The sequence below is a fragment of the Pseudomonas sp. FP1742 genome (assembly GCF_030687145.1).
GTDB classification, from domain to species: Bacteria; Pseudomonadota; Gammaproteobacteria; order Pseudomonadales; family Pseudomonadaceae; genus Aquipseudomonas; species Aquipseudomonas frederiksbergensis_D.
The window spans coordinates 854567-876114 of record NZ_CP117460.1; the positions used below are offsets into that span (position 1 = coordinate 854567).

11 protein-coding genes are annotated in these 21548 nt (G+C 57.2%); 3 read left to right on the forward strand and 8 right to left on the reverse strand.

All coding sequences use genetic code 11. From position 1 onward, the window contains the following. Nucleotides 1-6: 6 nt before the first annotated feature. The 5 genes from PSH64_RS03710 to PSH64_RS03730 all read right to left on the reverse strand — a co-directional run bounded on the left by PSH64_RS03710 (nucleotide 7) and on the right by PSH64_RS03730 (nucleotide 16272). On the reverse strand, nucleotides 7-2796 hold the full coding sequence (locus PSH64_RS03710) for an RHS repeat-associated core domain-containing protein (protein ID WP_305479961.1): 2790 nt from the start codon (nucleotides 2794-2796) through the stop codon (nucleotides 7-9). Further along, a complete protein-coding gene (locus PSH64_RS03715; protein ID WP_305479962.1) occupies nucleotides 2793-7322 on the reverse strand; it encodes a SpvB/TcaC N-terminal domain-containing protein in 4530 nt (1509 codons plus the stop codon). The genes PSH64_RS03710 and PSH64_RS03715 overlap by 4 nt, the downstream gene beginning before the upstream one ends. Continuing rightward, nucleotides 7319-11143: a neuraminidase-like domain-containing protein gene (locus PSH64_RS03720; protein ID WP_305479964.1), complete on the reverse strand. Its 3825-nt coding sequence runs from the start codon at nucleotides 11141-11143 to the stop codon at nucleotides 7319-7321. Before PSH64_RS03720 ends, PSH64_RS03715 begins: the two co-directional genes overlap by 4 nt. Nucleotides 11144-11169: 26 nt before the next feature. Then, nucleotides 11170-14139, reverse strand: coding sequence for a Tc toxin subunit A (locus PSH64_RS03725; protein WP_305479965.1), 2970 nt, complete (start codon nucleotides 14137-14139; stop codon nucleotides 11170-11172). Between the two features lie 213 nt (nucleotides 14140-14352). Further along, on the reverse strand, nucleotides 14353-16272 hold the full coding sequence (locus PSH64_RS03730; protein ID WP_105339977.1) for a methyl-accepting chemotaxis protein: 1920 nt from the start codon (nucleotides 16270-16272) through the stop codon (nucleotides 14353-14355). A 259-nt stretch (nucleotides 16273-16531) separates the two neighbouring features. Here PSH64_RS03730 and PSH64_RS03735 point away from each other — a divergent pair, with 259 nt between their 5' ends. Next, entirely contained in the window at nucleotides 16532-17203 is a 672-nt protein-coding gene (locus PSH64_RS03735; protein ID WP_305479968.1) for a histidine phosphatase family protein, read from the forward strand. 34 nt (nucleotides 17204-17237) lie between these two features. After that, a complete protein-coding gene (locus PSH64_RS03740) occupies nucleotides 17238-18098 on the forward strand; it encodes a phosphatase PAP2 family protein (RefSeq protein ID WP_305479970.1) in 861 nt (286 codons plus the stop codon). On the opposite strand, the gene PSH64_RS03745 is transcribed toward PSH64_RS03740, so the two are convergent. Next, on the reverse strand, nucleotides 18049-19488 hold the full coding sequence (locus PSH64_RS03745; RefSeq protein ID WP_305479972.1) for a glycosyltransferase family 39 protein: 1440 nt from the start codon (nucleotides 19486-19488) through the stop codon (nucleotides 18049-18051). The genes PSH64_RS03740 and PSH64_RS03745 overlap by 50 nt on opposite strands. Before the next feature lie 192 nt (nucleotides 19489-19680). On the opposite strand from PSH64_RS03745, the gene PSH64_RS03750 reads away from it, so the two are divergent. Next, nucleotides 19681-20205, forward strand: a complete 525-nt coding sequence (locus PSH64_RS03750) for a GNAT family N-acetyltransferase (protein ID WP_305479973.1) — start codon at nucleotides 19681-19683, stop codon at nucleotides 20203-20205. A gap of 220 nt (nucleotides 20206-20425) precedes the next feature. Here the strand turns inward: PSH64_RS03750 and PSH64_RS03755 are convergent, their stop codons facing one another. Both PSH64_RS03755 and PSH64_RS03760 read right to left on the reverse strand, forming a co-directional pair. Beyond that, nucleotides 20426-20833: a hypothetical protein gene (locus PSH64_RS03755; protein ID WP_105339982.1), complete on the reverse strand. Its 408-nt coding sequence runs from the start codon at nucleotides 20831-20833 to the stop codon at nucleotides 20426-20428. Continuing rightward, nucleotides 20830-21522 carry a DUF433 domain-containing protein gene (locus PSH64_RS03760; protein WP_105339983.1) on the reverse strand — a complete coding sequence of 231 codons (693 nt, stop codon included), beginning with the start codon at nucleotides 21520-21522 and terminating at the stop codon, nucleotides 20830-20832. Before PSH64_RS03760 ends, PSH64_RS03755 begins: the two co-directional genes overlap by 4 nt. Nucleotides 21523-21548 lie beyond the last annotated feature (26 nt).

Sequence of the window (21548 nt, forward strand, 5' to 3'; positions counted from 1 at the left end):
ACCGACTTATGGGTTGGCGGCGCGCAGGTAATGGGTTCTGGATGACCGCATCGATTGCACATGCGCGGCGTAGTCAATGGGTTCCAGTCGGCCGGTGGGGATGTTGATGTCCCTTGGGATCAAGGCATTGCAGTTCATGCAGGTGGGGAAATCGGTGGCTTGCCGGGAATCGGGTACCCCCTTGAGTCGTTGAGTCATCACAAATATGTTTTCAGGCAGAGCGCTTGCGCCCACGGGATTGTGGAGCAACGCGTTCCTGCTCCGGACTTCGGCATGGCGTCCGGGAGTACCGGATTTGATGGGGAATAGATGACCGGAGTGTCCTAAATGGTCGCGAATATCCCTGGCCAATGTCGGGTGCAGGGTTGCGTCATGATTGGCGTAATCTTTTTCAATCTGCTCCATATAAGCTTCTGGCCGGGTGACTTCGAAGATACCCAAATCCGATGACTCGGTAGAGGAGGGGAAAGGGTTGCGATAGATGACAACTCCCGGATAGGGCGCGTCCCCCAGATGTTCAGGGAAGTTGAAATGCTCCCAGGACGAAAAACTGCCGGTTGCCGTAGTGACCGCTGCATGTGCGGTGTATTCATTCAGTTTCTTTTTCGAATAGGCCTTGAACGTTGGATTGGCAGCTTCGATGCTGGCGATCTCTTTGTTCGACAGAGCATGCTTGCGGTTGGGGAATTTAGCTTTCAGTTCTGCCAATGCCGTTTCTTTTGCCTCTGTAAACTGTCGCGAAGCATCGGTCATCGAAACGGTTCTCGCTGAAAACCGATCGTAGTAGTCGAGCACTATGGGAACGTTTGCCAAGTCATCGCGCCCCATCCCTTGATAGTCGGCAAATCTCACAGGGTTGTTCCCCACCATGCAATACAGGTTCAACCCGTCCGCAGTGCCCGTCGGGTCCGGGCTGATCCATCGTTGCAGCCACGGCGCGTAATAGCGCTGGCCGTAGTAATACAACCCGCTGGCATCACGCTCCTTGCCCGAGTAACGGATCGTTCTGGATTTCGCCTCCAGCACGTTGCGCGCCGCTCTCCACGCCGTGCCGCCAAAAGGGTAATAACCTTCCTCGCTGATGAGATTGCCTTCGGCATCCAGCTCCAGGGTGTTGGACCCCAAGTGATCATCGAAACTGAAGCGCAATGCATCATTGTTGATGGCGGACGGTGTTCCCAGGCCCCAGTGCAGGCATCGAACACTGAAGTTTCCCGCCTGAACAGTGATGACCTCGAGTTTTTCCGTCGTGCTTTCGCGGATTTCCAGGCCAGGCAAATAAACCACGTCGCGGCAGTGGGTGAGTGCGCGGGCCCTTTGGATTTGTCGTTTGCGAACACGCTGGCCGTTGCCATCGTAGAGGTAGCTTTCCGTATCGGCTTCCTGCTCTGCACGCTCCACCAGGGTCACGCTTTGTAATCGGTTACGCGCATTCCACGTCAGGGGTTGCCCGGTTTGCAGGGCTTGCAGATTACCGTTGGCATCGAAGCCGGTCGCAAAGTCGGGTGGCGGATCATCTGTTTTCCAAGACAGTCCACGATTGCTGTCGGGGGCGATGCGCATCTGGCGTGTGTAATTGTTGCCCTCACGCTGATGTTGAAGCTGGATCAGGTTGGCGCGTTCATCGTAGGTGTAGAACTGTGTGAAATTGAGCAACCGGGTCCGGTCACTCGGGCTGGTGGCCCAGGCGGGAAGCGCCGCGTGGATGCTCGCTCCCTGCTCTTCTCGTCCCGTTGCCTTAACCAGCTGGTACAGACTGTCATAGACATAGGCGCTGCCTGGTTTTACAAGCTGATTGGCATTGTGCTGCTCGGGTTTGCTGTGGTCTTCGACGCTCAACACGTTGCCGACCGCGTCGTAGGCGTAATGCAGTTTCTGCAGAATGTGGGCGGTTGAGCGTGAAATGCTCCGCTGAATCATGCGGCCGTTTTCAGGTGTGTAATCCGCCGCGCTGGTGATCTTGCCCCCCAGCACCTGCGATTCCATCTGACCCTGCGCGTTATAGCGGACCTGATCGAGAATCAGCCTTTGTTGAGTCGTGCCATGCAGTTGCAGGGTGACTTTCTCCAATTGACCGGCGACATCGAACCAGAAGCGTTGCGTATGCCTTCTGGCGTCCATTTGCTCGAGCACTTCGCCGGTCGGAGCGTAGCGCCAAGTGGTGGTGTGGCCGGTGCCGCTTTCGAGCAGTCCCTTGCGCCCCTCGAGATCTTCCGGCCAGTGGGCGGCGTGCTGGTCCTTGAGCAGATGGCGCGTTTGGCTTAGCAGCTTTCCCGTCAGGTCATATTCGGAAAAAAGCACGCTGCCCGCCGGATCATCGTGGCGAATCATCCGTCCACACTGGTTGGTTTTCCCATCGTTGGTTGCGCTGGCGGCATAGGTGAAACGCTCGATGACCTGACGGGCTTGTTGCGCGGCCGCTTCGTGGATCGCTATTGGGCGTAATTGGTTGTCATAGTCGGTTTGCCAATGGCTACCGCGCGAGTCCCACGTGTCCAGCGCCTGGCCGGCTTCACCAAAAAACGTCAGGCGCTTGCCGGCGTCGATGCTGTCGATCAGGAGCGTGGCCCCCGACAGGCTGCTGACTTGCCTCGAGTCTGCGGTGGTCAAGCCAACCGGGGCTGCGGGCGAGTAGTGCTCAACGGTCTGACCGCTGATGTCGTGCTGGTAACGCGTGATACGGGCTTCCGGCGTCGTGATCGCTTCATTGCACAAATAGCGGACTTCGCGCAGCGCCAGTCCACGGCCGTCGATGACGTTCAGGGTTGGGGTGTGGCGATGAACATTGACGCTCATTGCGCACCTCCTTGAGCTGGCGGGTCGGGCTGGGTGTCGTTCTCGTCTGCGGTGATGGAGTACCAGGGGTGCCAGGTGTGATGGCGTTCGTCACCCTTGGCATTGATGACTCGAATGAGTCGCCCCACTGGGTCATGGAAATATTGATCGCAAAGGCCTGATTGGCGCAGGGATTCATCGTTGATGTAGCGGTGCCGGCCACTGAAGTACGGCCGATAGGTACGCGTCACCAGGCCCTGGTTGTTGTATTCAGTGCGCTCGCTGACACGCCAGCGAAGGTCGACTTCGTGTTCCTGCGGTTTGTCGTCTACCCACTTCAATGTGCCGTCCTGGTTGACCGCTAGAGCTGTTCCTGGCCCGGCTTTCTGTTTGCTTTGCAACGACCGGCCAAAGCCATCCCAACACTCGACGCCGATGCGGATTTTTTTGTTTTCGCGATCGTTGAGGTATCGATCTGCCTGCAATGTGGCGCAGTGGACCGGCTCGCGCCGCACGCTTTCAATCTTTGTCTGCAGTGCTTGTTCATAAGGTGTTTTCTTGATGCCGCTACGGGCCAGACGCGCACGGGTGCTGGCGCGGATGTGCCCCCCGGGCAGCAGATCGCCCATGGCAATTGCCTCGTTGCTCCAGGCCTGTTCTTGCGGTGTTGTGAACGCAAGGCGTCCCATCCAGCTGAACGCGTCGTAAAAGTAAGCGCTGGCGACTTGTTGTAATGCCTGGTCCGGGTTTTCGATAGCGAGGTCAGGCCGGTCGTGAAAGCGCCGGATATAGGTGCAGAGCGGGGAGAACCCGATAGTGCCATCGTCACTGCTTTTGAAATGGCTGATGGCTTGAACCTGTCCGAATGCATCGTACGAGGCTTCCTGAACAACGTTGTTGGCGTTGGTGATCCGAGTGGATTGAAGTATTCGGTAATCAATATTGGAAGCGGTGGTCGTGCAGTCGTCCGGTAGTTTGATGCTGGTGGTCAGGCAGCCGTAACGGTCATGGGTGAAGGTGGTTGGCCCGTGTTGCGGGCTGTGCTTAACACTCAGTGGTTTGAAAAAACCATCCAGTTTTTTGTACGTGACGAAGTGGCGTCGGACCGACCACAGTTTGCCCTGCTTATCCCACTCGCTGTCGCCCGGTAAGGCGATGGGCATTTTCTTGTAGCCAGCGTCTTCCAGGCGTCGGGTCAAATCAAAGGAGGGGGCCAGCGGTTTGAGTTCGTCGTAAACCTTCAACGCCACCTCATTGAGTTCGGCTGTTTCCGTGTGATCGAGCAACGCCTCGACACTGGCCTGCCCATCGGCCAAGGGGCCACTGGCATCAGGATTTCTATACCGATGCAAAGACAGGCCGGTCAGGACCTGTCGGGCTTTCCATGCAGCCGTAGCACTGCGGATCAGCAGTGCCTCATGGTTGATGGCAGAAGGTTCCAGGCCTTCGGCCAGCGGTGCTTTCGGCAGTTTCAGAGTATTCGTACGTCGCAGATAAGGCAGGCCGAGCCGCCTGTTCTGCGCGGTGTTGATGTGAATGAATTGGGCTTTATGTTCGGTCAGGTAATAGAACTGCTGGGCCTCGTCATGGGCGTCGACCCACCATTTTTTCTCCCAGGCATCGGTGAACGGGCCGGCATCGAGCGCTGTCGTGCGCCGGGCATAGCTGATCTCCAGATGGTGGATCAGGTAACCGTAGGCGTCCCAGTTCAGATTGATCGTGTGGGTACAGCGCGGATCCTGCGCGAAGCGCTCGTACTGATAGTGAATCGACTCAACGAGTACCGGGTGCAGGATCGAATAAGGGCTGTGCCTGCCCACGCCCTTGCGTTCGTTGACCTTGTAGCGATGTTGTTGCACCGAGTATGGGAGCTTTGACTTGTCGCCCTGATCCTGGCCGTAAACTTCTACCCGCAAGATACGTCCATTCAGCGCCCGAGCCATTTCGCGCCGGCGGGCTCCAGACCAGGTGTTGGCCGGGACATGCTGGTCGCCGCGTGGTGTCCAGCTTTCTCCCAGGTTCTGGATGGTGCCTTTGAGCAGTACGGCTTTTTCGTCGCTGTAATCTCGATCATGGATAACGGGATCGACTTCGTTGCCGGTGTGGAACCAGGTTTTGGTCAGTGTCGGTGCGGTCTGCGGATTGCGCTCTTGATCACCACCACGGCGTGCAGGACTGTCTGTTTGAACGATCAGGCCGAAGCCCCGGAATTCGCGTTCGGCGCCGTCGTAGAAACCGCGTCGATACTTGAATGTCTGGGTCAGCTGATTGCCGGTGATTTCGTCGAATCGAATCTGCTTCTTGACCAGAAACAGCGGAAACGGCAAGCGTGAAACCGCCGGTTTTTGGTTTTTGAGTATCTGCTTTTTTTCGTCCAGCCACTCTTGTGCCGAACTGCGATAGTTGATGCTGCCGCCGGCGCCCATGTTGTTGTTGGTCGATTGCAGCAAATAGGGTTTGGTGCTGACGAAATCGCATCGCCAATGCCGAGGCGTTGCCCCCGGTACGCTTAAAACCAGGCTGGAACAGCCCAGTCCTTGCAGGTCGGTGGCGTTGACCTGGCAGAACCGGTCATAGCTCAAACCTGTGGGCCATGGCACGTCGATCGCCGGGCTCAGGCCATTGCCGCACAGGTTCATGAAAATGCGCGCGCAGTGGGGTTCCAGATAAATGAGGTCGGCGCTTCCCGAGCCGTCCAGGTCTGCGAGCAAGAGACGTGAGGCATCGAACTCTTCCAATGAAAGCTCCGGCGTGGCGATCACCCGGCCCTTGCCGAAGCGCCCGCGACCGAGGTTGGGCCAGCATTTCACTTCGTTACGGCGGATACGGACCAGATGCTGTTGTCCGCTGCCCAGAAGATCACTGAAGGCCACCAGTTCGCTGGATGAGTTACCGGGCAGGGGCAGGTCATCCTCATCAGCCCCGCGATCGACTTCGGTTGCAGCGGCGAAGCCCGCGCCTTGCTGGTTGGCATACAGCCGAACACTGCGCGGGCCAAGCATCACCAGGTCGTTGAGCCCGGCGCCCATCAGATTGGCCAGTTGCCCTTGAGGATGGAAGAACTCCGTCGGCACGGCGTCAAGCGAGGTGAAGTTCGACCAGGTGCCGTTGGGTTTCAGTGTGAAGAAACCACTGAGCCCCGGTTGTGCCAGGATCCAGTCCGGGCGACCGTTTGCATTGAGGTTGCCGAGAAACTGTCGGGTGGGTTTGCGGCTATCGGCTGTCGGCAATTGCGGCAGCTCGCTCAACACCTTGTACGTGACCCGATCTCCTCCTTTGTCATCACGCACCGGTTGGCTATAGCGCCAGCTTTTGTCGGTCCGGTGCAGCACGCCGGGCAGTCCTTCCCCCAGTAGATCGACGAACTGAAAGCGCTGTTGATGATTGAGCCCGGACAGCGCCTCGAATGGTCTGAAGCGCTGAGCGTCGGGTTCAAGAGAGAAGTCGGTGTAGGTGAATTCGAGGGGAGGACGGAGTCCATCGGTGTTTTCGCTGTAAGCCTGGTCCAGCGCTGCGCTCAGGCAGCTATAGGAATGAGGGCTGGTCCGATACTGGATCACGGTGCGGCGGACCAGCACCGGCTCGGGGCCCATTGATGGTTCATCGGGGAAGTGATGAAACATCAGGATCTGCCGGCATAGCCGTCGGGTTCTCAGCTCAAACCCATAGGAAAAATCCGAAAAGGGATCGCTGCGGACCGGCGACGTTTTTGTTGCCCGATACGCAGGTTTTTCATCCAGTGCGGTGCTGCGCTCACCGTAGTCGAAGCACAGGTCGAAGTGCCAACGTACATCCCTGAGCCCGGCGTCTTTGCATAAGTACAGCTGAGCGTCAGCTTCGACATTGCCGTAGCGTATCCGCCCAAGGTAACGCTGGGCACGGGCGTCGGCAGGGCCCTGCGACGAGGCCGGGTCTGCGTTGTACTCATACACAATGTGCTCGCCATGAGGGTTCATGCTCTCTTCAAGCAACCACTCGCCCACCCGCGAGGGCGCGTCGGGATCCGCATGGCGTGCCGATCGCGTCTTTCCAAACAGATGCTGGTTGCCGTCGGCGTTATGTATCAGCCAGAAACCCGGTTCGTCCGTAGTGCTGGACCAATGCTCGATCAGGTTGAAGGTGGTTTCGATACGGGGGCGATAGCGCACGACCGTGTGTTTCATCTGTTGTGTGCCGTCGCTGCAATACTTTTGGAGGGATTCAATGACGCCGGTTGCCCGGTTCCGCTCAGGCATCAAGACCTCGCCGTCGGGGCCGAGGAACAAGTCATCACGGGTGTAGGCCGGCACGCCCAGTTGGGTGCGTCGAGAGATGAGCGGCAGTGACAGTTTCCAACCCAGGCCGAAAACCCCGTTGCCTTGAGCACTGCTGTAGCGCAAGGCCAGGGCCGGGGCGTATCCACGACCAGGTGAAACAGGTAGCGGAATCTCGCAGGACGCGGTCCCGTGGGAGCCGATTGCCCCCAGCCCGTTACCGCTGCTTTGGATCGCCCCCCCGCCCTTTGGCAAGGCAGGAGGGGTGACAGGGAGGGCGGCGTGTTCGTTCATTGCGCACCTCCAGTTGCCCTGGCCGTGTACTGCACATGCACGATGATATCGGTCAGGGATTCGAGCATGCTTTTCTGAGCGGTATGATTGGTAAATGACAACTGCCACTTGGATATCGCACCGGTGTATTCAAAAGGCAGGTAGCGTTCATCCTGAAAGCTGAGGGTGAACAGACCGCTGTCGTCGACACCTGTCGACAGGGCAATTTGCTGGTTGGCCCGCAGATTTTTCATGCTCTTCTTGTCAGGGCCGGGCAAGAAAACTTCGCTGCTGGTCTGGGTCAGCGTGGCCCGGATATCTTCATAAGGGCCGAGGACGGCCGGCAGGGAAATGCTGATGCTCTTGATTCGGCGCAGACGATGCCCGGGGTAGTCGTCTTCAAAAAGGGTCTCCGTCAACTCGAATTCGCATGAGCCGTTTTTGATCAGGGTGGATTTAATGTCCTCCCAAGGTTTATTGATTGATTGCTTAGACGCAGATGCAGATGTATCCGTGACGCTTTCCCTGACCTCTTCTTTCGCATGGAGCACGCGTAACGAAACGGTCTTGCGGATTTCAAGCTCGCGCTCGTTACCCAGCAGCCAGGCATTCTTCATCTTCATCAAGCCCAGCTTCATTCGCTCGCCCGGGCCAAGCCCACGATAGGTGCTGTTCCAGCTCTGGTTCTGAAAGAACGCTTGAGTGGTGCTGTCGGCCGTTTCGTAACGCCAGCTGCGTTCGGTGAACTGGCATAAAGAGAACGTCGAGTCATACACCTGGTAGTAGAAGCTGGAGAGTTGGTGGGTGAACCATTGGTAAAGCTGTGAGTTGGTGAAGCGCTGGCTCAGTAAAGTGTAGGCGGTCCGGGCTTGAGCCAGCGACGTTTGAGTCTGTTGCAGCAACAGTCGAGAAGCCGTCTCTCGTTCAACCTCTACCGCAAGCTGTGCATCAATCTGGGCAATTTCGAGCTTTGCCTGGTCGCGGGCGAGGGTCCAATCCTGGTGGCGGCGCCGATACTGTGCGGCACGCTCCAGGGCTTCGCCCGTGCCGTAGGCTGCAGTCGCCACCCCTTGCGCCATGGCCATCATGGCGAGCGCGCCGCCCTCAAGGCGCGCCCCGCCGTCCGCCAGGCCAAAAATGTTGGGAACCACTTTCAGGCCCTGACCACCGGCATGAGCGGCATGGGCGCCTGCTTCAGCGATACGCCCCTCCAGATGGAAAGCGGCGGCCGTCACTTCTTCCTGGTTGACGACCTCGTTGACCAGCTGACCGTAGTAATCACGGCGGTTCTCGACGATGGCTTTACTGGCCAATAGTGCTTCCCGGTTTTTCTGATCGATCTTCAGGGCCTGGGTCTGCAGGTCTACCGCAAGGGTGGCGATATCCCAGATGTGCTGTTGCTGAAGTTCCTGATAGCTGGCTTGCTCGCTGCGTTCGATGAATGACATGAGCGTTTCGCCGAACTGGATCACCGTGTCTACCGCACTCTGGGCATGGGCATGCAGGGTACTGAAACGGTAAGGCGGGATCTCGGTGCCCAGGCGCTGGGCCAGTCCGGGCTCCGCAGCGCGTGCAGGATTGGCGCCGAGCTGTTTGTTTGAAGCGGCTGGGGCCGCGAAAAGCGCAAGCCTCAGGGGGCGCCCCACAATGTCGAGGTTATGCCGCAGGTTGTGCAGGCGGCTTTCGAGCTTTTCCCAGCGTGGAAGCAACACGGGGTTGAAGGGCAAACGTGAATGTGGCGCGTCAATCGCGTGGCCAGAATGTGAATGGACGTAAGGGCGGATACACACTGGAGGGACCTGCTCTGAAGCGCTAGTTGTCGGGAGGTGCATGCCCTGTTCCCCCAAGGTGTTTTCAAACTCGCGCAGTTTTGTATTGGGCTCCTCGCTGAATGCTTTCAACGTGAGTGTTGCCCATAGATCGGTTTGCCTGATATCCGGTCGCGGCCCCAACAGATCTTGTGCGCGCAGATACCAGAGCTTCGCGTCGGTCAGGCTGTCGGGAGACAGTTGCCGGTAAGCGGTGTCGCCGCGATTGAGCAGAATATCGAGGTAGAGCATGTACAGGGCTTTGCGAAAGTGCACGGGATGACTCAGTGCAATCTGGTGCGGATCCTGTGGCCCCTGGAGGGCGTAGCTGGGTTGGCCGGGTTTGGAGGATGTGCCGGTGATCACTGGCACCGCGTTCCAGTAATCAGGGTTGCTGCCACTGGCTGCTTTTCGGGCGGGATTGAACAGGTAATGCAACCAGCGTTCGGCTTCACCGTATTGGCGCTCCTGGTTAAAACGGTGTGCCACCAACCAGGGCAGGTAGAGGAACAACTCGACGAAGTAGCGACCGTAGGCGCCGTAGAAGTCCAGTTGCTCAGGTGGTTTTCCGTCTTCTAGGGGGGGCTCTTGCAGGTGCTGAGAGGACCAGCTCAGCAAGGTGTCCATACTGTCTTCGGCGCGTTCGATCAGGTGTCTGGCGAAGGTGATGTTCATTCGAATGGGTTGGCGAGGCGGGGCTTTCGGGACCTCGCTGTGTGTTATTTCAGACTCCTTGAAGTCGATGAATTCTGTCGTACCTAACGTGCGGTCCAGACGTGACTTGATATCTGGCGCTGACGTTTTGGCGGTGATGAAACTGCATTGGAGCAATTGCGGTTTGGAGGATGGCCAGCGCTCCAGCAGCGCAATAAGCGTCTTGTCTTGCATGGCATCCAAGTTTTTGCGAGGCAATACCTTTGAAGTGATCAAAGAATCTTTGTCGATCACCAGCGACATGCAGAAGTCGACATATGGAATATTAAAATCTTCGCGCTCAAATTCACCGATATGCAAAACAACGCAGAGTGAGGCGGACGATTGATCACAGGTCGCGATGGTTCTTGTGATCTCTTTCAGCTTCGCCAAGTTCCGGCCTTTAATGGCTTCGTCCGAACCGTAACCTTGCACGCATGTCTGCGGTGTACTCCAGCTCCCGTCATATTTTTTGAAACACATGTTCAGACGAAACAAGGGAAAGGTTTTGTTCTTGTTATCTTCATTGCTCACCTGATCCTGATAGATACATTCAGCCCAGATCACATATAAGCGATTGTTGAACATGACCGGGCGAATGGTGTGTTCGATGGTGCTGTCGGAAACAGGCAGATTGATGCGGTGCCAGTCGGACCACGCTTGCGGTTCCGGGGCATCATATTTGGCAGTCCGGGAGCCGGGTACGAAGGGGCGACAGGCCATGTCCAGCGAGCGCCAATACCATGTGTTGGCGGCACGGGATCTGGCAATGAAGTAGTAAGTGCTGTTGGCGAAATCGCTGCCGTCGATATAGCCATTGACGATTTTCAGGTTGGCCACTTCCTCGAGTCTGTTCAGATAGGCCAGCACCGCCGTTTGCACGGATTGGGCCGTGAGCTGATTGCGGTTGAGGTCGTTTTCCAGTTGCTCGAAGCTTGCGGTTCGGGTCTTGCGCAGCGTTGGATCAAGGTAGGCAGCCGGAAAATAGTAAAGACGCTGATTGGTCGCCCATGCCTGATAGTGATGCATGACGGTGCGCCAGGTGTCGACTTGGTCGGCTGGAATCTGCGCGGTGTGATAACCCGGTTCCATGTTGGCCAGAATACTGTTGATGTACTGCTGAAGACTGGCAATCGCGCAGGCTACCGGGCTGGTCGGCACGTCCTGGCTGACCAGTACATCAAGCAGCCAATAGTGGTAAAGGTCATCGGCCGTTTTGAGGTGCTCTGCGATCTTCAAGGCTTTCAGCGTCACGTCTTGTGGAGCGATCGCCGACAGATAGAGCCCGAGCTGCGCATCACGCAGGCTTTCGTTAAGTTGTTTTTCAATAGCAACAGACATGTTCATTCCTTGAGCATGTATCGGGATTAGTGACTGGCCGCGATGATGGCTTCACCGACCGTTTTCCATTGAGCGGTCGAACTGTTGTTGTCGAGCGCCGCGGCACCCAGCAGGGCGGTCGTGCCAAGCCCGGTGGCTTTACAGGCGCTGTGACAGCGCATGACCCAATCGATGTCCTTTATCGTTTGGGCTCTCCTGAACGGCAGCTGCGAGGTGAGCACGATGACTTCAGCCGCTGTCCAGTTCAGTAACTGGGCCAGACGTTCGTTGACTGCGCTTGTCTCGTGATTGGAGAAATTGGCGAACTCCAGGTAGCTCAGCAGGTTTTCTTCCGGCTGCTGATAAGCGCTCATGAAGTGGTTGAAACGATCGAACAGGTACAAGGTTTTGAGCGACAGCCTCAGTTGTCCGTCCGGCGTGTCCAGCCAGCGGGCAGTGTTCAGAAGTGCGCGCAGTGCCTTGTTACTCAACTGCAACCGGACAGCGGCTTCGGTATGGCGCAGAAGTGGATGCAACGTGCGCGCAAGTTCGTGTGGATTTTTTGAGCCCAGGGCCGCGGTGAGAATTTGATGGACTGAGGTGTTTGCCCATATCACGACGTCTTTTGCACAGTTCATGGGCAGCAGGAATGTTTCCTGTAGAAACGCTTCGATCAGATGCTGCTGGCGATCATGGGCCTGAAGGAGAAGTTTCTTTAATTTCTGCTTGCTCTCATCTTTGAGCTTCCGGTTTTTGCCGGAATCCTTGTCCAGTTCGAATGCTTCGTCATCGATAACCTTGCTCAGTTCATCGGCCAGCTTCTTCGGTACATCGTCTTTGATCGTGGGGGCGAAATCTTGTACCAGGCCTTTGACATCAAGCAGGGGTTTATCCAGCGCCGCCCGCCAATCAACCTTTTCCGGCAGTACCAACGTTGCCAGCTCTTGTGCGGTGACCACGCTCATTCGCGCGTCGGCCATGAATTGGGTGAGGTATTGCTGCAAATCCCCCAACGGATAATCGCCGCCGGTTTGTAATTCAAGAACACGTTGCAGCATCGGTATGTCGTAGGCGGACTCTTTGACCCAGTGGGTTATCCAGTCCAATTGCATCAGGATGTCGAGGAGCTCGTCGCCGGTTGCCATACTCCGGGAGATGCGCTCCCCACCCAGCAAGTTGGCCAGCGTCGAACTTTCGCTGATCGAGAGACCGAACATTCGCGCAATGCGTGCCTGGCGATAAATAGACGACAGCGTGCGCAAATCGCATTTGAGCGAGCCCAGGTATTTCTGCGTATTTTTGACGACCCGCAGTAGCGAGTCCTCTGTCAACGGCAATCCCAAGCTGATGCTCAAGTGTTGGAGGATGGTGTGTGAGACGGGGTCGGAATTATCCGCCCGGAAGACACGCCCATCGAGTTTCAGGGGAGTGTCGAATACTCGGGCCTGATTGAACACCTTGTCGAACAGGGCGATGTTATTGCCGGTCGCACAGGGTGATACCTGATGCAGCAGCGCGGCGAACTCTTCAGCCGTGAGCGAATATTTGCGATTCAGGTAACGATAAACGCCGAGGGCACGGAGGGTATCGCTGTCGAGTTGCATCCGGGCATTACGTGGCCGCTTCCATTCAAATGCGCTGCACAGAAGGCTGTCCAGTTCGGAGAAAGGGATGTTGAGCCAGCGCTGGAGGCGAATCATTCGATGCAGGCGTTCGAGTTGGTCCTCGGTCACATTCGCGATGACCCCGGGGCTTTTCTCTCTGTCCAGCGACATGCTTGTTTCAGTGGTCGCGAGCGGACCGTTTACGTAACGGGCGCCATAGGGCTGGGTATAAGGGGGCGACAACAAGTAATGCACGGAGGTGTTGGGCGCGTGTTTGCCTTGCGCCAGCAATGCCTCCAATTGCTCGGCTTCAAGTTCGGTTCGCTCAAGGAAGGTTGGTATTTTTTTCAGGTCGGAAATGGATGCCGTTCCGTAGATCTTTTTCCAGTAATCGTCTTTTTGCGTGCTCAGTTCTGCGCGGGGGAGTTTGGCGAGCGTCGGGTCTGACACGAGCTTTTGGGCCCATGGCAGTTCTGTCAGCAGCGCTTGCTGTTTCGGGCCCAGCCCGGACATCAGCCTCTGAGCTTGATCGGAGGAGGCGTTCTGCACCATGCCAAACAGGGAGCCGTAGTGTTGCGTGACAGGAAGGTATTCGCTGGCCAGGTAATTCAGTTCCCCGAGCGTCGGTTTGTCCGCGTTCAGACCCAGCAGGCACTGACGATGGAAAAACTCATACGGAAGGGCAAAGGGGTAATACCGTTGCGCTAAAACGTCATAGGTCGATTTGCCTTTGTCATCGGTGGTCTTCAGCGCCTCTTGGATATTCTGGTCCAGGATCCCATTGACGATGCCGAGCATCGGTTGCGCGGTGAAGGTACTTTGCTGGTCAATCGACAAATCAGCGAGATCCGGACGGCGTTTTGCCAGCGTGATCCGGTTGGCTTTTTCGTCTGCTGATGACGAGGCGCTCGATTCCAGTTGCAAGGCAAATCGGTACAGCGCTCTCAGGTAGGCGACCGGTGAATCGATGGCGGCGATCGAATCGTTCCGGCAAGCGTCGTTCCAGTTCTCTTTGAACAGATGGGTGTAGGTGGGACCTTGTTTCTCGACGGCGCGAATGCCCAGGGGATGCCACTGATCCTGCGCCGTTCCATCCGACGTCCGCTGCTCCCGGTAAAGGTGGCTGATCTGGGCGGCGTAACATCTGGCGTCGCTATAGAGCGCTCCGGTGTCGATGCTTTCGGCGTGTGCCTTGAGCGTCTCGTCGTTATTGATCGCGTTCGCTAAACGGTCCTTGAACGCGGCTTCGGTCATCCCGGTGATGTCGAACACCGAGGTTATTTCCGGCGCAGCCTTAAAAAGTTCTGCAAATTCTTTTGATTTGCCGTCGGGAGCGTAGGTCTCGGTCAACGTATCGATCAGGGAACTTTTTTTGTTATCGGCAGGTGTGTTGACTACAGGAATGTCGTCCATGTCGATCAGACTCCAATGAGTGGAGATATCGACATTACGGCTTGGCAGGGGCGGAACGCTGTCAGCACTTCCGTTCAGGGAAGGCTGGAAGCTTCGTCACTGGGCAAAGGAAGAGGAGCCGGAAGGCTGTAGGATCTTGGAGGTGATGGCAATGGAATCCGCCGGTAAACCCCTGACCCGCCAGCAAGGTACTGGAGGGTCAGGATTGCAGCGTTACACCCTGAAGTGACTGACCATCATCTGCAACTGATTGCCCAACCGCGCCAGCTCGACACTGGACGCAGCGGTTTCGTCGCTGGCGGCGGCGGTCTGTTCGGACACGTCGCGCACGTTGATGATGCTGCGGCTGATCTCTTCGGCCACGGCGCTTTGTTGCTCGGCGGCGGCCGCGATCTGCTGGTTCATCGACTGGATGTTGGACACCGTGCGAGTGATGTTTTCCAGTGACACGCCGGCCTTGCGGGTCAGCGCCACACTGCTGTCGGTCAGAACGCGACTGTTGTTCATCACCGCGGACACTTGTTGAGTGCCGTTCTGCAGGCCGGCCACCAGGCCTTCGATTTCCTCGGTGGATTTCTGCGTGCGCTGGGCAAGGCCACGGACTTCGTCGGCAACCACCGCGAAACCACGACCGGCTTCACCGGCACGGGCGGCTTCAATCGCAGCGTTGAGGGCCAGCAGGTTGGTCTGTTCGGCCACGGCCTTGATCACGTCCATGACGCTGCCGATCTTGTCACTTTCCTGTTGCAGCAGGCTCATGGCTTCAGTGGAGCGCACCACTTCGCTGGCCAGACGCTCGATCTGGGCGATGGCTTCGTTGACCACTTTGTCGCCTTCGCGAGCTTCACCGTCAGCGGCGGCTGCGGCCTGGGAGGCTTCTTCGGCGTTGCGCGCGACTTCCTGCACGGTGGCTGTCATTTCGTGCATGGCGGTGGCCACCTGATCGGTCTCGATCTTCTGGCTATTGACCCCGGCGCTGGTTTGTTCGGTCACGGCCGACAGTTCTTCGGCGGCGCTGGCGATCTGGGTGACGCCATCGCGGATGCCGCTGATCAAATCGCGCAGGGTCACGCCCATGCGCGCAATGCCTTGCTGCAACACGCCGAGCTCGTCGCGACGGGTCACTTTGATGTCCTGGGACAGATCGCCACCGGCGATGCGCTCGACCACGGCCAGGGTATCGCGCAACGGACCGGTGATCTGGCGGGTGATGATCACGGCGGCGATGATCCCCACCAGCAACGCCAGCAAGGTGCTGATCAGCTGCAACGTGCGGGCCTGGGCGCTTTCGGCGTCACGGCGGTCGAGCTGGAATTGATACAGCTGATCGCTCAGGGTCACGATGGCGGCGCCCTGATCGGTCATTTCCTTGCGCGCCTGCACCGCATCGGTGTTGGCGGCTTTATAGGCTTGCAAGGCACTGCGGTAGTTGCTCAGCGCGGTTTCCAACTGACGCAGGGCGTCTTGCTGGGTCTCGGCGAAATGCACGTTCAGTGATTTCAGGCTGGCGATGGCCACATCCAGTTGGGAGACGGCTTTCTGCTCGGTCTCGGCATTGGTGCTGGCGGTGTAGCCGCGCACTTCATAGCGGGCAAGAATGAACGCTTCCTTGGCGGCGGTGATGGCCAGGAACTGTTCGAAGCGCTGGTCGCTCAGGGGCATCTGCTGTACGCGGGTGTTGATTGCGTCAATCAGCTTGCTGGCGGTTTCGGCATTGGCGCCCATGGCGTCGCGAGCACTGTTGCCGGTGCGGTAGGCGCTGCGCATTTTGTTCAGCGACGTCTGATAAGCGGCGATGGTCGCGGCCTGCTCTTTAAGCATTTTGACGTTTTCAGGATTTTTGAAGCTGCCCAGCAGCGCAGTTTGCTGAGCCACAAAACTGTCCAGGGTGGTTTGCACATTCTGTGCGGCGGTTTCGTCGCCGTTGGTCAGCATGTATTGCAGGCGAACCACGCGCAGCTTGGTCAGGCCGGCATTGAGCTGGGTGATGTCGCTCATCCAGTTGCTGCGGTCAATCAACCCGCCCAGGCTCGTCCAGCCAGTCAGGGCAAGGACGCAGGTCAGGGCCAGGACCAGGCCGAATCCCAGGCCCAGTTTCAGGTTCACGCTGATGTTGCCGAACCAGCTATTCATCAAATTCCTCCAGGAACGTTGCGCTTTCGATCGTCGGTTGGCTGGAAGATTTTTGTTTTTGGGAGCCAGCAAGGTGTGTAGCAGGTATGTATCGGCAGCAATCCCGGGAGCTGAAAGGATTTTGTCGGATGGATTCTGTAACAAGGTTTTAGTCAGGTCTTAAGCTTTTTTTCACATGGGTTTCACCAGCAGCCGACGCGAGGATCTCTACTCTTGCCGCTTTGAATGATGCTGACGCTTGCCGGCGAGGCGGTTTGATGTGGAATTGAGACTGAGTCTGTTCGGGATAAAACGCTCGATCGATCTGAGCCGTTTGGCCCGTTATCGAAACACCGCGGTCATCGTGGCCTCGCTGCTGCTGGTGATTCCACTGACCATATGGCTGTTGCGGCCCGCTGCCGTGCCGGACCTGGCCCATGGTAATGTGGCGGGTGCCCGGGCATTGCTTTCCGGTTGGGCCAAGGGCGACATGATCGTGTTGGTGCGCCATGTCGAGCGTTGCGATCACTCCAGCGCCGCCTGTCTGATTGGCAATGACGGTATTACGGATCGCTCGCGCAGTGTGGCAGTGGGTGTCGGTGCACAGTTTGAACATCTGGGCCTGGACAAGGCCGATATCTACAACAGTCCGATCATCCGTGCGGTGCAGACCTCCAGTTACATGTTCAACAAGGTCGGTGTCGGTGAGGACTGGTTGATCAACTGCCGGGGCAGCATGTTGCGCGATGCACTGGCGCATAAAGTGGCCGGGCGCAACCTGATTCTGGTGACCCACAGTGAGTGCATGGCGCAACTTGAAAAAGATCTCAAGCTGCCGACGGCTACTTTAGGTTACGGTGCCTCTCTGTTTATCTCCGCTGAAAAACCTCAGGAACCTCGCATGCTTGGTTCCATCGAAGCCTCTGACTGGCATTCGGTGAGCACCGAATAAGCTTCTTCATCTTCCCTCTGGATCTGGACGTACGATGACTTCTTCCCGTTACCGCTTTTACTGGGTGAACTTTGGTATTCCGCTGGCCTGCGCGGTCGCGGTGTTCCTGATGTTTGACATGACTAAAATCGACATCGCGTTCAGCGATCTTTTTTATGATCCGGCTACCCAGGTGTTTCCGTTGGAGCATGTCCGCCTGTTCGAGCTGATCACCCATAAATGGGCGCGCATCATCCCGAACTGGACCGGTGAGGTCGCGATCATCGGCGCCTTGCTGTCGTTTCTCTGGCCGCGATTGAAGGCTGAAAAGCATTCGAAGATCATCGCGTTCCTGGAAAAAATCAAAGTCGCGCCGGTGCTTCGGTTCGCCAGTAAACACCGCCGGGACTTCCTGTACGTGGTGTTCGCGTTTTCCATCAGCACTGGCGTTATCCACTACCTCAAGAGCCACACCAGTGTGTATTGCCCGGTTGAAACCACTCAGTACGCCGGAAAAATCGAGCACAAGGAGTGGTACCAGAATTTTGACCTGCTGAAAGAAGCCGGTGACGGTCGCTGCTGGCCGGGTGGGCATGCCTCCGGCGGCTTCACCATGCTCGCGCTGTACTTCGTGGCTCGGCGCTACCGCTGGCGGTACGCCAAAGCGGTGATGTACGGTTCGTTGTTGCTCGGTTTCGTCTACGGCACCACGCGGGTTCTGCAAGGCTGGCACTACATGTCCCACACCTTCTGGTCCGGGATCTTCGTGTGGCTGGCGTGTTTGCTGACGGCATTGGCGTTTTATGGGCGGGCGCGACTGGAGTTGCCGGTGTTGCAAAAGGCTGCGCTACCCGTCGCCGAGCCGTTTACTGGTTTACAAAGTAATACGCCTGACGTCCCACCTTCATTGTCTTGATCACCTTCAAGGGGACGGCGGGTTCATTTGGGCCAGACATGAGCGCCACGTTGGCCGGTGAGGCGCTCAGAAACTCATGCAGTTGCGCCTCGGTATCCAGGCCTTTGAGTACGCGTCGGGTGTAGAACACGCTGGCGCCGCCCACCCGCTCGTTGGCTTGAAACAACGCGACCTGTTTTCCGCTGGCCTGGAATGCCTGAATCTGCTCGGTCAGCGGCAGGAAGGACAGTTTGCGATCAGCGTGAGGCAATACCCATTGTGCGGCAGCGAGGTAGCTGCCAATCACCACGGCCAGTACGCCAACCCCTATACCGCGACGATGCCGGACAATCAGCCCCGGCAAGGTCGACGCACCGGTGCAGGCTTGAACTCGCTTGAACAGCACACTCGCATATTCCGCGGCAATCACCGCCGCCGCCGGCGTCATCGACATCAGGTACACCGTGCGTTTGCTCGATGCCAGGGTCAGCATGACGAACTGCGCCAGCAGCCACACCGTGAAGAACAACAGGTAACGATTGGCCATCAGGCTTTTGCGAAAGTGCCACAGCCCCAGGTACACCAGAATGTTCCAGGGCGCGAAGGCCTCCGGCAGCTTGGCCAGGTAGTAGTAGAACGGCTCGTAATGGCCGGCCTCGACGAAGGAGCCGCTGAAGCGCCCGACACTATTGGTCAGCAACACTTCCCCCACGGCATGCGTGCCACCGCGCTGGTACAGCACCGCGAGCCAGATCATCAGCGGCACCAATCCCAACAGTGTCAATAAGCCGGGGCGCAGCCAGTCCGAGGGCTTCAGGCGCTTGTCCATCAGGGTTCCGGCCAGCAGATACACGAAGATCACCACCCCCGGCATCGCCAGCCCCAGCACGCCTTTGCTCAAGGTCGCGATGGCGATCCCTGATGTAAACAGCAGGGCATTGCCGACAGTCGAGTGCCGTGTCCCCTGAAAAAACGCCAGTAGCGCCATGCTCACGCCGAAGGCCAGCAATGCGTCTTCGCCGACGCTGCGCGTATTGCTCCAGTAACTGGCCATGGTCGCCAGCAAAATCCCCGCCGTCCAGGCAATAACCTTGGGCCGGTCGAATCGCCGCAACATCGCGTACAGCAACATCACGCTGAACAACCCGGCAAACGCCGACGCCAGCCGCACCGCCCACGGCGTACCGCCGAATGCGCGAATCGCCCCGGCGTCGAGCCACAAGCTCAAGGGCGGTTTTTCAAGAAATGGCTCGCCGAACAAATGCGGGGTCACCCAGTCGTTATCCAGGTGCATCTCCATGGCAATTCCGGCCACCCGGGCCTCCGTGGAACCTTGTAATTGGTGATTGCTTAGGGCGAAGAAAAACAGCAGGGCGGCGAGCAGGAACAATGAAGAGGCGGGACGTGACATGAGTTTCTGGCTAACCGAGCAGGGGACCGGGAACCCCAAGCATACGAGTTGAATGCTTAACGAAACATGAACGGCCATCGAGAGGTGATGGGTGACTTTGGGGCAGCACTGACGGGGGCGATCTGAGTAGCAGCGTCCTTCCACGCGCTGTTATTGTCTGACGTCGCGGAGTTTGTAGTTAAGGATGATGCAATGGAGCTTGCGCTGACGGTTGGCGCTCACACATTGAGATTGAGCGCCCCCGACCCCGAATGGTGTAAAGCGTTGCAGCATGCGCTGAACGCCAGTTTTACAGTCCACTCCGAATTTCTGCCCTGGGCCAAACCCTACACCACCGAGGACGAGGCCCGATCGTTCCTCGCACGGGCAGTCGAGGAATTCAAAAGCGAAACCGGTGAGCGGCGGCTGTTTATCGTCGACGATGCCGCGTACGCGATCATCGGCTGCATTGGCTTGAAGCCCCGGCGCCGTAACCGGTATGTGGTCGGCTACTGGGGCAATACCGAGTATTCGGGCAAAGGCTATATGCGCACGGCACTTGAAGCGTTGATCAAAAGCATGCCCGGTTTCACGTTTTACCTGACCATTGCCTCGGCCAATGTGGCGAGCCAGCGGCTGGCCGAAGCGGCCGGGTTTGGCTTGATCAGGCGGTGTTATCAGAGGCCTTGTTTGCAGCCGCATGAGGCGCAGGATACGTATTTGTATCGGTTGAAATGATGGTGGGAGCAGTCACTGGAACTGACCGCTAACCAAATCGCAGGCAAAAAAAAGCCCGCGGGAGGGCGGGCAAACCGTAGTTTCTTGAATGAGCGAGGGAAATGTACAGGTTGGAGGGAGGCGGTGGGGTGAAGAAAAATTCATGTGGATGGAAGGCTTCAGTCGTTCGTAGTTTCACCAAAGGTTTGAATGAAAAAGAAGCCCTGTCACGGTCCGGGGTTTATATTTTTATTTGATCAAACTTTCCGTGCGCCGGACATTTCCACGGTACGCGGAACGCAGCGCCATCTCCATTCAGATGGGCCTGACTCATGATCGACGGCCACCATCGCACCAGGTTATGCGCTTTGTTCCAATAGGACTCGTTTCCCCAATGTTTGGCCAAACAGAAGACCGGCAGTCCGCACTCGCGGAACGCTCTCTTTTCAATATCACCTTTTGTGAATTTGTCTTGAGAGATGACAGCCCATCCACCTTCTTCTCTCAGTACTGATATCCATGCCACATCAGCGGTGCTTTGCGGAAATTTATCCCTTAAAGACAGCACCGAATGGCCCTCAGCTTTAGTCAGTTCGTTCAAGGCTCGGGCCAACGCAGGGGGAAGATTGTTATCCAATAGGAACTTCAAGCCGCATTCCTTTGCTCAAAACTGACCGCTGCCTCAACTGCAGCAATAGGTATTTCATAGAGGCGGGCTACACGTTTGACGTCTCTGCCTTCAGCTCGGTAGGCGCTAAAAATGGCTGCTGTGTCAATTCCCGTACCTGACAGGACAGGTTTTCCAAAGTTTCGAGAGGGGTCGAGAACGATGGCTTTGCTGCGTTTGACCGGATACCAGCGCTGCGCTGAGCCTGATCCTGTGTAGTCGATACCTTCATAGAGCGAAGGTTTGATGACTTGTTCGAATGCATACTGTCGCTTGATCAAGTCCAGAAGTGCCTCATCCCCTGTTTCACCCATAACCGTGGCGAAGATGCTTCGTCCGTCGGTTTGAAAGCGTTTGCAGGTGAATGGGTACGCTTGGTTAAACAACTCTTTTGCTTGCTGCGAGGCACTACGGATGGCTTGCAGGCTTACGCCGTGTTGGCGAAACGCATGAACGAAACGAATTTCCAGTAAGTCATGAAAACCTAGAACGCACTCGTTCACATCAGACAGCTCTGAGTCCCAAAGCCCCGGATGCTGAACACCGTGGGCGGTGTACCCGAATAACCAGCGGCGTATATCGGTAGCTGGAATCCCGGTGTAAAGCGAAGCTTCTGCCGGGGTGTACAAGCCAATGCCGACAAGGCGGCTAGGCAGCTTAATGTTTTGCATGTTGGCCTCCTTGTCAGCAGGTGATC

Bases quoted from the DNA above. Each gene is read 5' to 3' on its own strand.
- PSH64_RS03710 (WP_305479961.1), bottom strand. From the start codon at position 2,796: ATGAGCGTCAATGTTCATCGCCACACCCCAACCCTGAACGTCATCGAC.
- PSH64_RS03715 (WP_305479962.1), bottom strand. From the start codon at position 7,322: ATGAACGAACACGCCGCCCTCCCTGTCACCCCTCCTGCCTTGCCAAAG.
- PSH64_RS03720 (WP_305479964.1), bottom strand. From the start codon at position 11,143: ATGTCTGTTGCTATTGAAAAACAACTTAACGAAAGCCTGCGTGATGCG.
- PSH64_RS03725 (WP_305479965.1), bottom strand. From the start codon at position 14,139: ATGGACGACATTCCTGTAGTCAACACACCTGCCGATAACAAAAAAAGT.
- PSH64_RS03730 (WP_105339977.1), bottom strand. From the start codon at position 16,272: ATGAATAGCTGGTTCGGCAACATCAGCGTGAACCTGAAACTGGGCCTG.
- PSH64_RS03740 (WP_305479970.1), top strand. From the start codon at position 17,238: ATGACTTCTTCCCGTTACCGCTTTTACTGGGTGAACTTTGGTATTCCG.
- PSH64_RS03745 (WP_305479972.1), bottom strand. From the start codon at position 19,488: ATGTCACGTCCCGCCTCTTCATTGTTCCTGCTCGCCGCCCTGCTGTTT.
- PSH64_RS03750 (WP_305479973.1), top strand. From the start codon at position 19,681: ATGGAGCTTGCGCTGACGGTTGGCGCTCACACATTGAGATTGAGCGCC.
- PSH64_RS03760 (WP_105339983.1), bottom strand. From the start codon at position 21,522: ATGCAAAACATTAAGCTGCCTAGCCGCCTTGTCGGCATTGGCTTGTAC.